We start from the raw sequence: 18,942 nt of genomic DNA, 5'->3' as shown, positions 1-18,942 counted from the left end.
AGCGAACCGGCACGCCGCCCGGCGGGCGCCGCCTGTCCCGGCAGCGTCAAGCCGGCCGTCGAAGGCATCCGCAGGGCGCCGGGGGCCCTCGCCGTCCCCCCGCTGCCCCGGGATCGTGGAGGCCATGGGGCATCTCACGCGACCGGAGACTGCCCCAAGCCCTTGTGTCAGGTACCCTGACATTACCCTCGTGAAGGAGAAACAGCCATGACCGCCGAGTTCGCGACTCGCTACCGCACCCGCTCGCACATCCCCGCCGAGCCGGGCGTCCCCTACTTCATCGAGAAGGGCATGGGCGACCGCGCCCACCTCTTCGGTGACCTGGTCACCATCTACGCGGGCGGTGAGCAGACGGAGAACACGTTCAACTTTTTCACCGTCGAGGGCCCCAAGGGCGACATCATCCCGGCCCACACCCACCCCGACACCCATGAGGTCTTCTACATCACCGACGGAGCCGTGCGGCTGTTCGTCGAGGACCTCAAGGGCAACCAGTACGAGAAGCTGCTCACGCCGGGTGACTTCGGCTTCGTCCCCAAGAACTGCCCGCACGCCTACCGCATCGAGCGTCACCACAGCCGCGTCGTCGGCGTCGCGGCCGGGCCGGGCGGGACCTTCGAGCGGTTCTTCGAGAACTTCGGCGCCCCCACCGACGACCTCACCCTGCCCCAGGCGCCCGTCGTGCCGGGCCGGGAGAAGTTCGCCACGGTGCCGCAGGAGTACGACGTGCGCTTCATGCCCGACCATCAGTGGCGCACCGGAAGCTGAAACGGGGCCAGGCCCCCTTGCCTAAGTGAAAGCCCTGTTCGCAGGGGTTCTGGTGTATGCGGTGGTGCGGGTGAGGTTCCCCGCACCACCGCCGGTCGCCCTGTGCGGCCTGCTGGGCGTGCTGCTCGGGGCCAGACCGCGCTGGAGGCCCCCAGGTGCGCACCGTGCCGTGCCGGCGCCGGGCGGGCCGGCGTCGCGTTCACGGCCGGACCGCTTATGTAAGTCCTGGGTGTCGCTTCCCGTCCCGCCGCTGGTCGGTCTGGCCGGTCTCGCCGGCATCGTCCCAGGGGAGCGCGCCGCGACCGCCCTCCGCCACTACCTCCCCCCTCCCCCCTCACTTCCCGTTCCGGATCAAGAGGAGACAGCCCATGACGCCCATGGAGTTCACCGACGAGCCCGGTCTCGTCGACGTCCACGCCCACTTCGTCACCGACTCTTACGTGCGCCAGGCCAAGGCCGCAGGTCACGCCATGCCCGACGGCGTTCCCGCCTGGCCGTCCTGGTCGGCCCGGGAGCACCTCGCGCTGATGGACCGCTGCGGCATCGACATTGCGATGCTGTCGATCTCGTCACCCGGCGTGCACTTCGGTGACGATGCGGCCGCCCGCCGGCTGGCCCGGGAGGTCAACGAGGCCGGCGCCGAGGCCGTCCGCGACCATCCCGGCCGCTTCGGTCTCTTCGCCTCCCTTCCCCTTCCGGACGCCGACGGCGCTCTCGAAGAGATCGCGTACGCCTTCGACACCCTCGGCGCCGACGGCGTGGTCCTGGAGACCAACACCCACGGCACCTACCTCGGCAACCCGCGGCTGGAGCCGGTCTTCGCCGAACTCGACCGGCGCGGCGCCATCGTCTTCCTCCACCCCACCTCGCCCGTCTGCTGGGAACAGTCCGCCCTCGGCCGCCCCCGGCCGATGATCGAGTTCGTCTTCGACACCGCCCGCACGGTCACCGACCTGCTGATGGCCGGTTCCCTGGAACGCCACCGGAACCTGAAGATCATCGTGCCGCACTGCGGCGGCGCCCTCCCGGTCCTGGCCGATCGCATCAACGGGTTCATGAAGATGTTCATGCCCACCGGCACCCAGGCCCCGGACGCCGTCGAGCAGTTGCGGCGCCTGTACTACGACCTCGCCGGACCCGCCCTGCCGCGCCAGCTGCCCGCCCTGCTCTCCCTCGCCGACCCCCGGAACCTGCTGTACGGCAGCGACCACGTCTGGACGCCCGCGGCGGGCGTGGAGGAACACGTCAGAAGCCTTGACACCGCCCCCGCTCCCGCTCCCGAGGGCGAAACCGGCTGGCGGGCCCTGACCACCGCCAACGCCCACCGCATCCTGCCCCGCCTCAGCCGCTGACCCCGGCTTCCCCATTCATCTGCCGGCCCCGGCCGATCCGGCCAGGCTGCCGCCCGCCGCCCACCGCGCGCTCCGGGCCGGGTCCGGCTGCTGCGAGCAGCCGTTGCCCCGACGGCAGCCTGCCCCTCGTTCTGGACCCATGGCTGCCCGAGGAAGCCGGCGAACCGCTCCCGCTGATCGTCGTCGTGCACGTCGGTGGCCGGCGCACCGGGCTGCGCGCCGACCTCGGCCCCCGCTTCGGCGGTGCTCAGCCGGTCGGATGACCACCCGTCCCAGTCGTGACCGCCCGTGCCCGTCGACCTCTCAGGCCCCGCCGTGCTCCGCGGCCGCTGTGGCGGCGGCAAGGCCGCGCTCCATGGCCTCGGCCAGACGCTCCAGCGCCTGGAGCACCTTCTCGCGGTGCCCGCCGAGTGCCTCCAACAGCCGGGCCTCGACCTCCAGTTGACGGGGGAACAACGCGTCCATCGCGGCCTTGCCCGCTTCCGTGATGCTCACCAGAGTGGCGCGCCGGTCGGCGGGGTGGGACGTGCGCTCGACGAAGCCGCGCTTCTCCAGCTTCGCCAGGGCCTTGCTGACGCCCGCCCGGGACATCCCCCGGTGCTCGGCGATGCGGCGTGCGATGACCGGCTCGTCCAGGTGCCGCAGCGGCACCAGCAGGTCGACCTCGGGCGCGGTCAGCGGCGCCCCTTCGTACAGCGGCTCCACGACGCCGTCACGCAGCGCCATGATCCGCTTCAGGAGGCCGACGACTTCCATGGGTGACGTGTCGAGCCCCGGGGCGTGAGCGGCCCACCGGGCGCGGACGGAGGATTCGGACGGGAGCACAGGAACCACCTTTGTAAACCGGTGAACCACTAGTTATCGTTGTATCCATGATATCGAGTTCCACTTCCACCTCGGACAACCGGAAGCCGGTCGGCGCCGCCGGTCCGACCACCCCTTCCGCGCGCACCGGCGGGCTGCTGGTCGTGCTCGGCGCGCTGACGGCGGTCGCCCCGCTGGCCACCGACATGTACGTACCGGGCTTCCCGACGATGGGTTCCGCCCTGCACACCGGCAGTTCCGCGATTCAGCTGACCATGACCGCCTTCCTGGTGGGCCTGGTCGTCGGCCAGCTCCTCCTGGGCCCCCTCAGCGACAGCCTGGGACGACGCAGGCCGCTGCTGGCCGGCGCCACCGCGTTCGTCGTCTTCTCCCTGCTCTGCGCGGTCGCACCGAACGTGTACCTGTTGGTCGCCGCGCGCTTCCTGCAGGGCATGGCGGGTGCGGTCGGCATGGTGCTCGCCCGGGCGGTGATCACCGACCGCTTCGCCGGGCCGGACATCCCCCGCTACTTCGCGGTGCTCTCCCAGATCCTCGGCGTGGCCCCGGTCGCCGCCCCCGTCCTCGGCGGGGCGATCCTGGCCGTCTCCACCTGGCGGGCGGTCTTCGGGGTGCTGACCGTGATCGGTGTCCTGCTGCTGCTCGGAGTGCTCACCAAGGTCCCCGAATCGCTGCCGCCGGAGCGTCGCCACGGCGGTGGGCTCTCCGGCACGTTCCGGGCCATGGGGCGCCTGATGGGCAACCGCCCCTTCATGGGCTACGTCCTCGTCCTGGGTACGGCCTCGGCGGCCCTGTTCGCCTACATCAGCGGATCCAGCTTCGTCTTCGAGCACGTCCACGGCGTCTCCGCCGGCACCTACTCGCTCATCTTCGCCGTCAATGCCGTCGGCATGCTGCTCGCCGGCACCGTCTTCGCCCGGCTCGCCCGGCGGGTCCGGCTGAACACGCTGCTCACCGCCGGCGTCACCACCGCGGCCGCCGGAGCACTGGCCCAGGTGATCGTCACGCTCGCCATCGGCGAGTCCTTCGCCGGGACCTGGATCACCCTCTGTGTCGTCCTGTGCGGCGTTGGCATGATCTTCCCGGCGGCCATGAGCCTCGGCCAGAACCTGGGCCGGGCCACCCCGGGAGCCGCCTCCGCCCTCCTCGGCGGCCTGCAATTCCTCTGCGGCGCCATCGCCTCCCCGCTGGTCGGCGTCTTCGGCGAGGACAGCTCCCTGCCGATGGCCGCCATCATGCTCGCCTCCCTCGCACTGGCCGTCCTGGCGCTGCTCGTCCTGGTCCGCCCCCGGCAGGCCCACGGCGAAGTGACCGCACAAGCCCACTGACGCGGCCGAAGCGTGGTACGCCGCCCACTTCGGGACGCCGGGCCCGGAGTGGGGCGACGCCCCGCAGCGAGGAGTGCGAGGTATCGCGTTGCATGACCGCCGGAGCGGCCTTTACGCTTTTCGGGTTCCGCTTGTGCCCGTTCCGGGGCCCGGCGCTGTGTTTCGAGGTGACGACTTATCTCCCAGGCCAAGTAGCAGTCCGCAGATCCCCCACGTGCTGATCGTTCAGACGTGTCCGGGGGCGGACGTCGCGCCGGCGGCCCGCTCGCCGACATGTCGCTGGCCGGGGTGCCGCACGAGGACGCCGGGTCCGCCTCGGGCCTGTTCAACACCGTCATGCACCTGGGCATCGCCCTGGGCACCGCGCTGACCGCCCTGGTGTTCTTCACCATCACCGGCGACTCGCCCGACGCCGCACTCCACCGCGACGCCTTCACCACCGTCCTGTGGTGGGCCAGCGGCCTCCTCGCCCTGATGTGGGCCCTGATGTTCTTCCTGCCCAAGCCCAAGCCCAAGCCCAAGCGCAAGCGCAAGCACACGAACAACCGGGCCCGGTAAGCCGGTTCCCCAGGCGGCGGCACCTCCCCGTGACGCCGCCTCGCCCCGTACACGTCACACACGGCAACGAGGGCCGAAAATCTCGGGCGGCCGGGAACGGGTGTGAAGCGTTCGTCAGTTGTGGGCTGGCTGAGGCATATCCGGCAGGTCACGGCGGTGTGGTCGCAGGAGCGCGACAGCGGTCCGGGCAAGTGAAGTCGCACGGCTGCCGACCGGGGCGTCAAGGACGGCGGCCCTCTTGGGGCCATTGAGACCGGGGCGCAGGTGATCGCGTGGAACTCCTCCCGGGGCGCTGGGCGTTCAGCTCAGCAGCCTCGGGCTGGGCCTTGCGGAGTCTCGGCGGCGGTGACGTGGACCTCGGTTGCACCGAGGATGCGCCCGTTGGCCTGGACCTCGATGCGATGAGGGCCGGGGTGGATCGTGCGGACCGACAGGCTCGCGAAGCGGTGTTCGCGTGAGAAGTGGACCGCTTCGCCCGCGGGGAGGTTCCGGACGGTCAGCTTGAACACCTTGCCCGCCTTGGGACCGCGGACGCCTTGGTAGTGGACCAGGTAATCGATCGCCGCCGTCGTCGCCTCGGTGGCGCGCAGCGTGAAGGTGACGCTGGTCGTCTCCCCGATGGAGATGGTGGACGGTGAGCAGGTGAGGTCCGTGATGCTGATCGGGGCCTGGTGATCGAACCCGAGAACCGCGAGAGCCTCCGGGTGTCCTCGTTTGACGAGCGTCCGCAGACCGTGGCGCACGACGAAATCGCCCTGCGTGCTGTTGCGCGACCATCGCCGTGCGGTGTCGAGGACGAGGTCGGGGTGGTCCTTGCTGATGTCGTTGAGGTGGTTCGCCACGGAACGGCGCACGTAGAGGGACTCGTCGTTGACGAGAGCCTCCAGGAGCGCCAGCGCGGGAGCGGGGTCGGCGACGAACCGGGAGAGCCGCTTTGCCCAGGGCAGGCGCGGGCGCGTGCCCTCCGAGACGAGCCGCCGAACGTGTTCGTCCGGGTCGGTGGTCCACGCCCTGAGTCGGTCCATCGTCATCTCGTAGTGGGCGTCGACGAACGGGCGGATCGCGAACTCGGCGGTGTAGCGAGGAGTGAGTGCGGCCAGCAGCGGCAGCGCGATGTCGGGCCGGTCCAGCAGCGCCGAGGCGACGTAGGCGTTGACGGGCATGGAAGCCCACCCCGAGAGGCCCCCGCCGTCGAGGGCGCCGCGGATTACCCGGTCAGCCTCTTCGGGGGACGCCGGCATCGTCGCGGCGAGGGCACAGGCGATCCGGTCGACACGGGCCTTCAATTCCAGTTCACCGATACCGGTGCCCGCGAGCTGCTCGAACGCCGTCCGGTCGAACGACGCCGAGGCACCCGCGAGATCACTCGCGAGACGCCCGATGAGCTCCGGCGACAGTTCATCCTTGAAATCGGCCATCTCAACGCCCGCCCACGGTCACGTCGAGGCCCCCGACCGCCCGCCCTGTACGGCCCTCGGCCGACGGAAGAACGGGCTCGATGCTCTCCATCTGTTCGTTCGGGAGTGGCGGGAATTTCGACCTGGACATCATGGTCCCGAGTCTGCCACGGGACCGTCGGCGTCAGCCGCGACGCCTGCGACGAGACCTACGTGGGCGCTCACGCCTTCTCGGAGCCGGGATCCCGGGCACTGCGCGACCACATCCTGTCCGTCAGGGACCGGTTGAAGCTCCTCATCGACACCCGGGTCTCCGGCCAGGCGATCACGTGGCCGTACGGCTACGGGTACGGCCTGCCTCCGCAGGACTGTGTGCCACCCCAGAGACGAGGTCGGTGGCTGACAGCCCGCACGCCATCCTGTCGCCCGAAGGACTGATGCTGCCGCGATCACCCGTCCAGTCCCAGGCAACGGCGGGCACGGCGGGCAGTGGACAGAGCGCGGTCCATCTCGGCCTGAGCGGGCCAGCCGTCCTCCGGGTGGGCGCAGCGGTTGCGTACCAGCCGCAGGTGTTCGAGGTCGTGAAGGGCGAGGTCCGTGTGCCGGGCGAGATACGTGACGCACCGCTCCGGGCGAGCGTGGCGCTGCAGAACCCCCCAGGCGTACAGGAGTTCATAAAGTCCCTGGGGCGAGTGAAAAGTGAGGGTCACGGCAGCTCCGGACACAGCGAGGCCGAGGCACGAACGGGGCCCGGCCGATCGGGTGGGACGCCTTGAGTTCAAGGCCCGGCGCCGCCATCCGCCGCTGTTCCGAAGGAAGTTGAAGGACATTGAATGGCGTTGAAGAGGACTGGAGCCCGTTGGACGGATGCCGCCACCTGCCCGGGCGGCCCGGTCTAGGCTGCGCCCCACCGACCGCCCGGGGAAAGGGCGGAGGAATGCGGGAGGGGTACGGGCGTGGTCGATATCGAGGACGCGGCGGCGCAGGAGGGCGCGGTGCAGGAGCTCGCGCGGTACATGCGCGAGCTGTGGGTGACGAACGAATCGCCCAGCTACGAGGACATCGTCCAGCGAGTCCGTAAGAAAGACCCGTCCTCGTCGCTGTCCAAGGGCACCTTGACGAACGTCTTCAATGGCCCCGGCTTGCCGCACCGCAGGAACATCGAGGCCGTCGCCCGGGCGCTCGGCGACCAGGCGGCCGCGACCGAGGCACTGCGGATGTGGGACACGGCGCGCAGGCTGCGCATCGAGGCCGCGGCCGCCGGCCGCACGGTGAGGACAGCGAGAGCGGAGACAGAGGAGGCCCCGAACGACGCGGCGCCGGCCGGGGGTCCCGTCACCGGCCGGCGCCGGCTCGTGCCCTGGAAGGTGGCCACCGTCGCCGCGGCCGTAGTGCTTGCCGCGGGCGCCGGCATCTGGCAGCTGACCGGTCACCAGGCCCCGGCAAAGGCCGCCGACGGCCGTACCGGTGGCTCGGCGGCGCCCTTCGCCGGGCACGGAAGACCCGCTCCCCTGTCGTCGGCAGCCGGCGCGTCGCCGGACGGACCGGTCTGGACGGGCACGCCGCCCCTGGCCGTGCGCGCCGCATGGTCCGACGACGTGTGCGGCCCGACCATCTGGTACGACGGCCCGGCGGAGCGGTACTTCACCGCGTGGAAGAACCACACGAAGGACGCGACGCCGACGGAGTTCGTCAGCGACCAGTACAGTCCGCCGGTGGCCATGACGGTACAGGGCCGCACCGAGGAGTCGGTGATTCTCACGGGCTTGGAGGTCACGGTTCTGCGCAGCGCTCCTCCGCCGACCCGAGGCGTCGTCATCAACACCGCGTACGGCTGCGGTGGGGAGCAGCCCCAGCGGCCGTTCACCGCGGACTTCGCCCACCGGCCGGTGAAGGTGACCGCCGACGCCGGCCAGGACAGCGACGGCAAAGCGATCCCGCCGGTGCGATTCCCCTTCAAGGTCGGTCTCACCGACCCCGAGGACTTCGTCATCCACGCGAGGAACACCACCGGCGACTGCGTGTTCGCGATCGTCCTGCACTGGGTCGCCGACGGCAAGGCCGGCACCACGACCCTGGACAACGGCGGCAAGGGCTTCCGTCTCATCAAGACCACGTCACTGCCGGCCTACCGGTTCAACGGGGACATGGAACGGCCCGGCCTCGTACGCGTCCCGTCCATCTGACGAAGTCCCGCCGAGCTTCAGCCCTCATTCCTTTGCGGGGATCACGGGGACTCCCCTGAATCGAGTGGGTCCTGACGGGCAACGCCTGGGCCTACCGCAAGGGCCCCGCCTGGAAGGCCGTCCTTGCCGACCTCGGCGCGGCCGGCAAGTTCACCCGCGCTTACCGGCCACAGACCAACGGCAAGGGCGCGGGCCAACCGTGTACGCGACGGACGTCGTGGACTAACGCGCCCACCACCGGAACTCCAGCAGATCTGGCGCCGGTTGGCCGGGCCGGGCTGTTCCGCCATGGCTCTCATCGGGGTGACGCGGCTGTGGGACGAGGCCGCGCTGGTCGAGGTGGACGGGGCCGGCGTGCTGCCGTGACGGGGGAGGGCGCGTCCCAGCCCCCTGGACGCGGACGTGTCACAGCAGGCCGAGTCGGCGCAAGTCCATCATGTACTTGGCGGCCAGTTCGGCTGACAGGTGTGGAATTCCCTTGCCGCCGCCGATGTCGGCTTCGCGGACGGCTTCTTCGAACCGGTGGGAGGGGATGGGCGAGCCACAGACCGGTTCGTCGGGGCGCCGGAAGGCGTGCATCAGTGGCAGCAGGGAGTGCCGGCGCCGGGATTCCGGCAGGGCACGCAGGGCGATCTCGAACCGGGCGAACCAGTCGTCGTAATCCTCGATGCGGTGGATGGTCCGGCCGGCGTCGCTCAGCCAGTCGACGAACGTGTCCAGCGAGATGCCGTCGTCGTGCGGGTTGACCACGTTGAACGTCCGGTGTCCGTCGGCGTCGCGCGCGCCGAGAGTGCTGACGGCCTGGGCGACGAAGTCGACGGGCAGGCCGTCGAAGTGCGCCCGCTGCCGGTTTCCCCGTGCGTCGGTCCGGTAGAAGGAGGCGGGCGCGAGGCCGGTGATCGCGAGGCTGAACAGCAGGCGGGTGACAACGTCGGGGACGTTCAGCTGGCCGGTGTGGCGACGGTGGGCGAGGATCATGTCCGAACGGAGGACGGTCACCGGCAGGCCGCACACGTCGTGGGCCTCTCGCAGCAGCACCTCACCCGCCCACTTGCTGGTCGAGTAGCCGGCGGCGTACGCGTCGTTGAGGGTACGTACGGGGCTCACGGCGCGGATGTCAGCGTCCTCGTCAAGCCGCGACGGGTCGAGCCGGGCGGCCACGCCGACCGTCGACAGGTAGGTGAACGGCTTGACCTTCCCCGCGAGTGCGAGCCGGACCAGCTCGGCGGTGCCGACGACGTTGGGACCGAACAACTGGTCATAGGGCAGAACGTGATTGACCAGCGCCGCCGGATGGAAGATGAGGTCGACGTCATGGATCAGCCGGTCCCAGGTCTCCGGGGCCAGGCCGAGACGCGCCCGGCCGATGTCGCCGGCGAGCACGTCGAGGTGGTGCGCGGCCAGCTCCTGGTAGCGGTGCAGCAGGCTCGTGTCGCCGGTGGCGAAGGCGGCATCCAGGCGCCGGCGGGCGTGGGCCGCGTCACGGCCCCGTACGAGGCAGATCAGCCTGCCGCCCGACTCGGCCAGCCGTTCCAGCCAGTCAAGGCACAGGAAACGGCCCAGGTAGCCGTTGGCCCCTGTGAGCAGCACAGTCCGCTGCCCCGTCGCGCGCGGCAGCCGACGTGCACCCTCCAGGGTCCCGGCGTCGATGAACTTCTCCAGGGTGAGTTCGGCGGCACGGACCTCGGCACTGTCGTCGCCGTGCACCATGGCGAACGACGGCCGCTTGACGCCGCAGGCGCGTTCCGCCTGGACGTGGCCCGCGATCGACCGGAGATCGTTCGCCGGGCTGAGCAGCACCCCGACCGGGACCTCCACGTCGAAGATGTCCTGCAGCAGCCTGGAGAGAGACAGCGCGGACAGCGAATCCACCCCCAGGTCCCTCATCTGCGCGGCCCCGCTCGGGTCCCCGGCCGAGCAGCCCAGCAACGCACCGGCGGCGCGGCGGATCGCCTCGAACACCGGCTGATCGGGGCCGGCTTCGCGCAGCTCGCGCAGCGCGTCCTCCTGCCTGCTCGCAAGCTGTTCGTAAAGACGCTCCAGGCGGTCTCCGTAGCGCTCCTTGAGCCGAGGACGCAGATTCTTCCGGATCTCCGACAGCAGACCGTTCTCCACGGTGAACGGCTCGGTCTCGACCAGGAAGTCGCGGGGGATCTCGTACGAGTCCAACGGGGCCTGCCTGGCGACGTGCCGCAACGACTCGCTCAGCGACCGCTTGAGCTCGCGCGGGCTCGTGGCCTGTCGCAGGGCCTCGTCGGTGGGCACGATCACGGCCAGGAGGCAGGCGCGCTCGCTGTTGCCGTACAGATAGATCTGCCGGACGAGCGGGCTCGTGACGAAGATGCTCTCCAGCCGGGAGATCGTGACGAATTCGCCCTGTGCCAGTTTCAGCACGCTGTTGCGGCGGTCGACGTAGACGAGTTGGTCCGGTCCGGTCAGGGCCATGATGTCGCCGGTCCTGTAGAAGCCGTCCGCGTCGAAGACAGCCGCCGTGGTCTCGGGCCTCTTGTAGTACCCCGGCGTGATGGTCTCCGTCTTGACCAGCAGTTCCCCGCGGGGGTAGGGCGAGTCCGTGGTGAAGTAGCCGAGTTCCGGCACGTCGACGAGCTTGTACTCCGTCACCGGAGGCCGCTGTACGCGCGAGTCGATCAGGACGCAGCCGGCCTCGGTCGACCCGTAACCGTCATGCAGGGGCAGCCCCAGGCACGACTCCACGAACCGCTTCAGCTCGGGCGAGATCGGCGCACTGCTGCAAGTCACCTGTAGCACACGGCCGCCCAGGACCCGCCGGCGCAGGTCGGCCTTGACCGTGGCCTCCAGCGTGCCCGAGTCCGTGAACTCGGCTGCCCGGCGCACCGATTCGCTCTGGTACTCCTGGAACAGCATGTCGCAGACGCGCGGCACCAACAGCAGCTTCGTCGGCCGGGTGAGCCCCATGTCCTCGAACAGCGTCGACAGGTCGCTCTTCGCGGTGAAGTACGAGGTACCGCCGCGTCCGAGCGTGCCGTAGAGGGATGTACGCCCGGCGGTGTGGCTGAGGGGCATGTAGTTGATGTCGATGGAGGGAAGCTCCTCCTGCGCGGGACCCCAGCCGGCCCACTGCCGGTGCAGCATCCGCTCCGTGTAGACGGCGCCCTTCGGCGTTCCGGAGCTTCCCGAGGTGTAGATGAGCAGTCTCATCGGATCCTCGTTCGCCTCGGGCCGGCACAGTGGTGCTTCCGGCAGGCCACGACCGCGTTCGACCACCGTGGCAAGAGGGTCGATCGCGGTCGCACCGGCCTCCGCGAGCCGCTGCCGCGCGGCCTCGAACCTCTCCCGCTGGTCGTCCGCCTCCGGGTGGTAGTCGAAAACCACCAGCCGTGGTGCCGACGCGCTCGACAGCACCAATTCGACTGCTTTGTCGAGGACTTCCAGGCTTGCCGCGACGACGCGCGGCTCGGTCTCCTCGACGATGGGCTCCAACCCGGACAGCGGGGTGCCGGACTGCAACGGCACGCAGACGGCACCCAGCCGCAGGCATGCCAAGTCGAGCACCGCGTAGTCGACGCTGGTGAACCCGTACAGCGCGACGAAGTCTCCCGTCCCCACCGCGCACCGTGCGTGCGACCGCCATTCGGCCGCGACCGCGCCGGCCCGCTCCCACAGCTCGGCATAAGTGATCGTCGTGAACCGCGGCAACAACAGCGTCGAGGTACGGCCCGACACCGGATCGATCACCACTTCCCTCGTCCGCTCGCCGAGAGCCGGGCGTTCCGCGTACCCCCGCATGACCGACGCCACAGCCGATGCCAGGCCGTTCCCGGAGTCGCGCACAGCCGCGCTGACCGATGCCAAGGGCAGCGCACCACGCAACTGCGCCTCGTCGCCCTCCAATTCGGGGCGGAAAGGATCCGAAGGCACCACTCTCACCGGCTTTCGCAGATCGTGATTCTCGTGACCTCAAGAGGCTCCGCGTGACCGCCAACCAGCCCTGCCGCCACGGCAGATGAACGACCAGTGTCCGCGGGGAGTCACGTCTGCGGACGTGTGTACGGCCCCGGCTGTCGAGGTCCGCGGTTCGAGTGACACATCGTGCGTCACTCGTCGCTTATCGTGTCTGATGGAATGCCGGGCACCACAACACACGGCGGGCGGGGTGGCACAGGGGCTGATGGCGAACGTGACGTTCAGGACGGACGACTACGGATTCCGACGGCGGTTGCGGCCGGGAGCGAGCGCATGACAACAGTGGAGACGCGAGCGGCTGAGAGGACGGACCGACCGACCCCGGCCGCGTGGACCGTCCTGTGGGCCATGACCGGCGGCCTGTCGATGCTCATGCTCGATGAGACGGTCGTGTCGGTCGCGCTGGCGACGATGAAGCGGGAGCTGCCCCTGTCCTCAGGCGGTCAGCAGTGGGTCGTCAACGCGTACGTGCTGGCCATGGCCACCACCGTCGCGCTGGGCGGCCGACTCGGCGCGAAGCTCGGGCCGGTCACGACCTTCCGGCTTGGTGTATGGGTGTTCTCCGTCGCGTCCGCCCTCTGCGGCCTGACCCCCTCCGGTGGGATCGGGCACGAGTGGCTGATCGCCGCACGGGTGGTGCAAGGCTGCGGTGCGGCGCTGATGATGCCGGTGAGCGCCAGCATCGTCATGGCTGCCTTCCCGCCCGCGGTGCGCGGGCGGGCGATGGGCGTCTACGTCGGCGTCAGCCAGCTCTTCCTGGTGCTCGGCCCGCTGCTCGGCGGCGCGCTGACCGGGTGGGTCACGTGGCGTGCGGTGTTCTGGATCAACGTGCCTGTGGGCCTCGCCGTGCTCGTCCTGGTACGCCGCGCCCGTCCGGCCGATCCGGTGCGGCCCTCGCTGTCCGTCTCCACGGTGCACGGCGTGCTTCTCGTGGGCGGCGTCGGCACAACGGTGTACGCACTTCAGCAGTCGGCTCAGTGGGGCTGGAGTTCGGCGCGCGCCCTGCTCGTCCTGGCCGTTGGCCTCGCGACGACGGCCGTGTTCACGCTGGTGCAGATGCGGTCGGCCGATCCATTGGTCCGCGTCCGGCTGCTACGGCACCGAGGTTTCGCGGGTGACGTGGTGGTACTGCTGACCACGCAGTTCAGCCTGCTGCCGATGGCGATGTTCGCCGCCCTCTACACCCAGAACGTGCTGGGCTACAGCCCCGCACAAGCCGGTCTCGCCTCGCTCGCCCTGATCGGCCCGTTGATGACCGGCGCCGCGCTCGCCGGTCGCTGGTACGACCGGTCGGGCGTGCGCGCGCCCGTGCTGACCGGACTCACCCTTGCCGCGGCGGGCGCGTCGCAGTGGGCGGCGGACATGCCGCACATTGCGTTGGTGTCGAAACTACCGGGCGTGGCGCTGGTCGGCTTCGGTCTCGGCCTGGTCCTCACCCCGGTGAACACCGATGCGCTCGGCCGCGTGCCGGCGGACGAGCGGCCGCAGGCGTCCGGCATCGTCCACACGGTACGCCAGCTCGGTGGCACGCTGGGCGTCGCCGTCGTCGGAGCGGTCATCCTGGCCCACGAGCATCCGGTGCCCCCCGCTCTGCGCGCGCACGACACGGCAGAGGCGATGAAGACGGGTTTCCTGGCCATGGCCGCGGTCTTCGCAGCGGCACTCGTGGCGGCGTGGGCCCTTCTGCCCCGAGAGCCCTCCCCGTCGGATGCGTGAGGCTCGGCCGGCGGCGAGGGTGACGGGGCCCGGCCGCAGGCGCCTCAACGCCTGCGGGCCGGCGGGCTCTGCGGGCCGGCGGGCTCTACGGGCCGGCGAGGCGTGGGGTCCTGGCGTCGTGGAAGGCCCACGCGTCTGCCACCGAGCGCCGCGCCAGGGGCACCGATGCCCCTGTTCCCACGAGCCGGACCGTCTGGCTCAGGGCCCGGCCGAATCCCGGTGCTGATCCTGCCACCCTCGGGTCCGTCCGCACCTGAACGGCGAATCGGCCGGCGGTGAGCCGGTACACCACCGCGTGAATACCATTCCGCTTTTCCAGTCGCTGCGGCGATCGGGGGCCAGACCGGCCAGCAGAGGACCGCCCACTGGCGCGGCGCAGACACCGTCCAGCCGTACCGGACGGGGCAGGGGCAGGTAGTTGAACGACACCAACCGGTATTCGTCCAGGCGCTGTTGTCCGGCGAAGTCGCTGGGCCACGACCCGAGCAACGGCGGGGCCTCGATGCCGGGATCGGCCGCCTGCTCGACCCATGTGTCGAAGTCGCCCGCGAGACGCGGGCCGGGCAGTGCGAGGGCCGATTCGTAGAATGGCCCGACCGTCCGCAGCGAGTCCGTCCCCGTTCGCCCGAGGCGCGAGTACAGGACCGGTACCGGCTTCTCTTCGTGGCGCCACACCGAGGCGGTGAACTGCACCAGCGCCCGCCAGGCCGCCGAGAGAGTGACGGACCGCCGTGTGCACCACGTCCGCAGTCCGCCGGCGTCGGCGGCTGACACGAGGAACTGTTCCGTGTCGTGTGCCTCCCACAGCTGCGGCGGCGGTTCCGCGGCTCCGGGCAGTTCCAGGCCGGTAGCCGGTGGTGGGCAGGCAGCGAAGTGCCGAGCCAGGTCGGTCCGGGTCGCCGGATCGCGGAACCGGGCCGCCAGTACGGGCATTGCGGTCGGAGGGGTCACGGGCTCCGCACCTCGCAGTCGGCCCTGGTAGTCGCGTGTCACCGCGCGAAGCAGCACGGACAGCGAATAGCCGTCGAGGAAGGCGTGGTCCGCGCCCAGGGCGAGCAGGGTCCGGCACGGCGCGTGCACGGTGAGGCTGAAGGGCCGTGCCCCCGCCGCGAGGTCCCCTGGGTCGAACAGCAGGGGCAGGATGGCGCCGCGGAAGCGCGATTCGGCTGTTTCGACGCTTTCGTCGTCGAAACAAAGGTGCCGAGGGGCGTCGACGGGCCGGCCGGCTGCTCGCGTACCGGGAATCGCGTGCCGGAAGACATCCACCGCCCCGAACACGTGGTGCAGCGAGTCCCGGAATCTCACGCGGTCGATGGGCCCGGTCAGTTCGTAGGCTGCCCACGCTTTCGGGAAGTCGTGAAAGCGCGGGCGGCCCTGGCGATCCGGCCTGGCCCGGCCGAGCAGTTCGCGCTGGAGTCCGTAGGGGGAATGCAGCATCGAGTCACCTGTTCAGCGGGGCCTGCGTCTGTCCTTCAGCGGTTCGGGCCCTGCGGTTACCTTGCCGGGCGGATGGAGACCTGGATGCTGCCGGTCAGGTTGTTCTTGCCCTCGTCGCAGGATCCGACGGCCGCCTTGGGGGCGAACTCGCTCTCGACCTCCTGACCGGCGAAGCGCGTACTGCCGGCAGCGGCGATCCCATGATTGACGTTGAGCATCTCGTGATGGGCCGGGTCGCCCTTGCCCGTACCGGTGGCCGACACACGCGTCTCACCCAGCTTGGCCCCCTGTGCGTCGTACCAGGTGAAGTTCTGCTCCAGCTTGTAGGTCTCCAGCCGGGTGCAGCTGAGAAGACCTGACCCGGTCATGGAGAACGAGCCACCGGCGACGCGCGGGTTGCTGCCGCTGGGGGACATGCAGTCGTCCATCGCGCCGGTGACCTTGAACGTGTTCTGGGCCGGCGTATAGGTCACGGGGGTGGCGAGGGTCACGGTCATGTGGCCGACGCAGACCAGGTTCTCACTGACGGCGGCGGCCTGTGCGCTCGCGGCGGCCTGGGCCGGCACGGCGCCCGCGAAGGCCGCGAGCGCGAGAGCGCCCGCGGACGTCAGGGAGGCGCCCCGCCTCAGCAGGGGAAGAAGCATGGTTGTCGTTCCTCTCGTGTGTCACGAACAGTGCTGGTCGGAGCAGCCGGGGCGGAGGTGCCCGGCTGCTGTTCCGCGACACTGCGGCTCCTGTGCCGTGGCGCCACCTCGACCGTCCCGCCGTTCGCCCGTGCCGTCGTCCGGTCGGCCGGGCCCTCCGCTCCCGCCGGGACGGAAGCAGCTCCCGTCGGGACGGAGTCAGCTCCCGTCTGGACGGGGTCAGCTCCCGTCTGGACGGGGTCAGCTCCCGTCTGGACGGGGTCAGCGCCCGTCGGGACGCAATCAGCAACCGATCCCTCCCGCCCGGATGACCAGTCGGCTCGGCCCACGCATCACGACATTCGGTCGGTGCACGACCTCGACCAGCTCCGGATCGACGAACCGGGTGGCCATGGCTTCACACACCAAGGTGGCCTGGAGCCTCGCCAGCCCGGCGCCGAGGCAGAAGTGCGGGCCGGCCGAGAACGCCAGATGCGCGGCCGACCGCCGCTTGATGTCGTACCGGTCCGGCTCGGGGAAGGCGTCGGGATCGCGGCCGGCCGCACCGAGCAGCACCAGGACCAAAGCACGGTCGGGGAAGTCGAGTTCTCCGATCCGGTAGCCGCCGCGCACCGTCCGAACGACCCACTGCACTGGTGGGTCGTACCGCAGGGTCTCCTCGACCGCGCCCCGGGCGAGCGCCGGGTCCGCACACAGCGCGGCGAGCTGGTCCGGGTGGCGCAGCAGCGCCAGCACCATGTTGCCGATCAGATTGGCGATGGTCTCGTGCCCCGCGGTCAAAAGCAGGATCAACGTATGGATGAGGTCGTCCTCGGTGAGCCGGTCACCGTCCTCCTCGACCCGGATCAGCCGCGACAGCAGGTCCTCGCCGTCCCGGCCGCGCCGGTACTCGATCAGCTCCGCGAAGTAGGCCGCGAACTCACGCTGCGCCTGATCCCGGTCCGCCAGGTCTCCGCGGAACATCAGCGCGTCCAGACTCCGGGTCAGTCGATCCGACCAGTTGGCGAACAGCCCGAGGTCGCCGTGCGGGACACCCAGCATCTCGCAGATGATGCGCAGGGGCAGGGGGTAGGCCAGTCCGCTGACGACGTCGAACCCGGCCGGGTCGGCGGCGGACAGGAGTTCGCCGGTGATCGCGCGAATCCGCGGTTCGAGGGCGGCGACCGAGCGCGGGGTGAACGCCTTGCTCACCAGCCGGCGCAGTCGCGTGTGGTCGGGCGGATCGAGCGTGACGAACATGCGCGTGTGGCGCACCGAAGACAGCGTCGGCGCGCGCCGGTAGTCGCTGGACATCGCCGGGTCTCGCAGCAGACGACCGCAGTCGGCGTGGCGTGCGACCAGCAGCATGGTGCCATCGGGGCCGACTGTCGCGGGTGACGCTTCGCGCAGCCGGCGCAGCAGCGGATACGGATTTGTGCGAGACGAGGGCCTGTTGAGGGCCGCCAGCAGGACGTTGCGGCTGTCGAGACCGGTCACGGACGGCCTGCCGTACGACACTGCTCCCGGGCGTCCGGGCGCACTGGTAGGCGCTGCAACATGCGGACGTGCATCAGTCCGTGCCAGTCGAGCTGTTCCACCGGAACGGACAGACTCACCGCCGGCAGTCGTCGGGCGAGTTCGGGCAGGGCCGCGGTGGCGACGGCGAGGGCCAGCGGTGAGCCCAGGCATCGGCGGCGGCCGCGCCCGAACGACAGGTGCGTGGCCTCGCGGCGGTCCGGGATGAGGCGGTCGGGCTCGGCGAACCGGGCAGGGTCCCGGTTGGCGGCCGCGATCAGCGGATAGACCAGGTCGCCGGCCTTGATGCGCACTCCCGCGAACGTCAGGTCCCGCAGGGCGATGCGGATCTGTCCCCAGGGGGAAGGAGGCCGCCAGCGCAGCAGTTCGGCAATGCACGCCTCGGCGCCGCTGCCCTGGGCGAGTTGCCGCCTGACCGCGGGATCACGGACCATGGCCAGCGCACCGTTGGCCAGTAGCGCCGCAGTCGTCTCGTAGCCCGTGGCCAAGAGGACTTTGATCATCGAGGCGATCTCCGGCCGGCTGGCTGTGCCCCGGTTCGCATGTGCTTCGAGCAGCGCGGCGATCAGGCTCTCGTCCCGGTCCGGCCGTGGCTCCCGCAAGATCTGCAGCGTGAGGCGGTGCAGCGCGAGCATCGAGTGACGCCAGGGCTCGCTCTCCGGATCGATCCAGCCGCTGATGACGTGCAGATGCTCGGCGAGGGCCGGCAACAGTCCGTCCCGGATGCCGATCAGCCGGCCGATGACACGCAAGGGGACCGGAACGGCGAAGCCGGCGACCAGATCCACGGCCCGCTCAGGGAGTTGCCCGACCACATCGTCGACGGCCGAGTCGACGGCCGAGTCGATGAACGGCCGTAAGCCGTCGATCCGCTTCCTGCTGAAGAAGGGTGCGACCAGCCGCAGCAGCCGCTGATGGTCGGTGCCGTCCGAGTTGAACAGATTGCTCGGCTTCGCCGCGAAGTAGTCCTCCCCGTGGCGGCGCACGCCGTAGCCGTACGCCGGACATGGCGCGGTACTCCAGTCCCGGGTGAATCCGTCCGCCCGCAGCAACGCCAGCACGTCGTCGTATCGCGTCACCGCCCAGACCCGCAGCCCGTCCGGAAACTCCACACGCTGCACGGGCCCGGCCTGCCGCCACATCCGATAGTCGGGCTGCAGGTCTCGGCAATGCACCGGCAGGCTGATTCGCCATGCCGGGCCCACAGGAGAAGCAGGCACCCGACCTCCATGGTGCGCGAGACCTGAACGGAGCTGGATGTGCACGGAGCGAGA

At 70.4% G+C, this 18,942-nt stretch carries 15 protein-coding genes and 3 pseudogenes; 10 read left to right on the top strand and 8 right to left on the bottom strand.

The window, feature by feature from the left end:
• Positions 1-207 precede the first annotated feature (207 nt).
• The 3 genes and pseudogenes from ACQEVS_RS03580 to ACQEVS_RS03570 all read left to right on the top strand — a co-directional run bounded on the left by ACQEVS_RS03580 (position 208) and on the right by ACQEVS_RS03570 (position 2,120).
• Complete coding sequence (locus ACQEVS_RS03580; protein WP_433015073.1) at positions 208-768, top strand: quercetin 2,3-dioxygenase; 561 nt, start codon at positions 208-210, stop codon at positions 766-768.
• A gap of 25 nt (positions 769-793) precedes the next feature.
• A pseudogene (locus ACQEVS_RS03575) lies at positions 794-889 on the top strand (DUF1427 family protein); the annotation flags it as partial.
• A 247-nt stretch (positions 890-1,136) separates the two neighbouring features.
• Positions 1,137-2,120, top strand: coding sequence for an amidohydrolase family protein (locus ACQEVS_RS03570; protein WP_433015070.1), 984 nt, complete (start codon positions 1,137-1,139; stop codon positions 2,118-2,120).
• 303 nt (positions 2,121-2,423) lie between these two features.
• On the opposite strand, the gene ACQEVS_RS03565 is transcribed toward ACQEVS_RS03570, so the two are convergent.
• A complete protein-coding gene (locus tag ACQEVS_RS03565; RefSeq protein ID WP_433015067.1) occupies positions 2,424-2,876 on the bottom strand; it encodes a MarR family winged helix-turn-helix transcriptional regulator in 453 nt (150 codons plus the stop codon).
• Between the two features lie 116 nt (positions 2,877-2,992).
• Between ACQEVS_RS03565 and ACQEVS_RS03560 the strand changes: the two genes are divergently transcribed.
• Positions 2,993-4,270 (top strand): multidrug effflux MFS transporter, encoded by a 1,278-nt coding sequence (locus tag ACQEVS_RS03560; RefSeq protein WP_433015064.1) that lies wholly within the window; start codon positions 2,993-2,995, stop codon positions 4,268-4,270.
• Positions 4,271-4,501: 231 nt separating this feature from the next.
• The gene (locus tag ACQEVS_RS03555; RefSeq protein WP_433015061.1) at positions 4,502-4,828 is read left to right on the top strand and encodes an MFS transporter; all 327 of its coding nucleotides are present in this window, start codon (positions 4,502-4,504) and stop codon (positions 4,826-4,828) included.
• Between the two features lie 305 nt (positions 4,829-5,133).
• On the opposite strand, the gene ACQEVS_RS03550 is transcribed toward ACQEVS_RS03555, so the two are convergent.
• Positions 5,134-6,246 (bottom strand): DNA alkylation repair protein, encoded by a 1,113-nt coding sequence (locus ACQEVS_RS03550; RefSeq protein WP_433015058.1) that lies wholly within the window; start codon positions 6,244-6,246, stop codon positions 5,134-5,136.
• 105 nt (positions 6,247-6,351) lie between these two features.
• On the opposite strand from ACQEVS_RS03550, the gene ACQEVS_RS03545 reads away from it, so the two are divergent.
• Positions 6,352-6,663, top strand: a complete 312-nt coding sequence (locus ACQEVS_RS03545) for a M14 family zinc carboxypeptidase (protein ID WP_433015055.1) — start codon at positions 6,352-6,354, stop codon at positions 6,661-6,663.
• 11 nt (positions 6,664-6,674) lie between these two features.
• On the opposite strand, the gene ACQEVS_RS03540 is transcribed toward ACQEVS_RS03545, so the two are convergent.
• Positions 6,675-6,935: a hypothetical protein gene (locus tag ACQEVS_RS03540; protein WP_433015052.1), complete on the bottom strand. Its 261-nt coding sequence runs from the start codon at positions 6,933-6,935 to the stop codon at positions 6,675-6,677.
• 246 nt (positions 6,936-7,181) lie between these two features.
• Here ACQEVS_RS03540 and ACQEVS_RS03535 point away from each other — a divergent pair, with 246 nt between their 5' ends.
• The 3 genes and pseudogenes from ACQEVS_RS03535 to ACQEVS_RS03525 all read left to right on the top strand — a co-directional run.
• Complete coding sequence (locus tag ACQEVS_RS03535) at positions 7,182-8,411, top strand: hypothetical protein (protein WP_433015049.1); 1,230 nt, start codon at positions 7,182-7,184, stop codon at positions 8,409-8,411.
• Positions 8,412-8,470: 59 nt separating this feature from the next.
• A pseudogene (locus ACQEVS_RS03530) lies at positions 8,471-8,596 on the top strand (IS481 family transposase); the annotation flags it as partial.
• 11 nt (positions 8,597-8,607) lie between these two features.
• A pseudogene (locus tag ACQEVS_RS03525) lies at positions 8,608-8,777 on the top strand (RidA family protein); the annotation flags it as partial.
• A gap of 39 nt (positions 8,778-8,816) precedes the next feature.
• Here the strand turns inward: ACQEVS_RS03525 and car are convergent.
• Positions 8,817-12,311, bottom strand: a complete 3,495-nt coding sequence (car, locus tag ACQEVS_RS03520; protein ID WP_433015046.1) for a carboxylic acid reductase — start codon at positions 12,309-12,311, stop codon at positions 8,817-8,819.
• 393 nt (positions 12,312-12,704) lie between these two features.
• On the opposite strand from car, the gene ACQEVS_RS03515 reads away from it, so the two are divergent.
• Positions 12,705-14,072 carry a DHA2 family efflux MFS transporter permease subunit gene (locus ACQEVS_RS03515; RefSeq protein WP_433015043.1) on the top strand — a complete coding sequence of 456 codons (1,368 nt, stop codon included), beginning with the start codon at positions 12,705-12,707 and terminating at the stop codon, positions 14,070-14,072.
• A gap of 198 nt (positions 14,073-14,270) precedes the next feature.
• Here the strand turns inward: ACQEVS_RS03515 and ACQEVS_RS03510 are convergent, their stop codons facing one another.
• The 4 genes from ACQEVS_RS03510 to ACQEVS_RS03495 all read right to left on the bottom strand — a co-directional run bounded on the left by ACQEVS_RS03510 (position 14,271) and on the right by ACQEVS_RS03495 (position 18,888).
• On the bottom strand, positions 14,271-15,509 hold the full coding sequence (locus tag ACQEVS_RS03510; RefSeq protein WP_433015040.1) for a hypothetical protein: 1,239 nt from the start codon (positions 15,507-15,509) through the stop codon (positions 14,271-14,273).
• Positions 15,510-15,565: 56 nt separating this feature from the next.
• Complete coding sequence (locus ACQEVS_RS03505; protein WP_433015037.1) at positions 15,566-16,153, bottom strand: hypothetical protein; 588 nt, start codon at positions 16,151-16,153, stop codon at positions 15,566-15,568.
• 282 nt (positions 16,154-16,435) lie between these two features.
• Complete coding sequence (locus ACQEVS_RS03500; RefSeq protein ID WP_433015034.1) at positions 16,436-17,629, bottom strand: cytochrome P450; 1,194 nt, start codon at positions 17,627-17,629, stop codon at positions 16,436-16,438.
• Entirely contained in the window at positions 17,626-18,888 is a 1,263-nt protein-coding gene (locus tag ACQEVS_RS03495; RefSeq protein WP_433015031.1) for a cytochrome P450, read from the bottom strand. Before ACQEVS_RS03495 ends, ACQEVS_RS03500 begins: the two co-directional genes overlap by 4 nt.
• Positions 18,889-18,942: the final 54 nt, after the last annotated feature.

Source organism: Streptomyces sp. CA-181903 (assembly GCF_050937075.1).
In the GTDB taxonomy this organism is placed as follows: Bacteria; Actinomycetota; Actinomycetes; order Streptomycetales; family Streptomycetaceae; genus Streptomyces.
The sequence above is the reverse complement of the archived record's forward strand: the minus strand, read 5'-3'. Positions and strand labels throughout refer to the sequence as shown.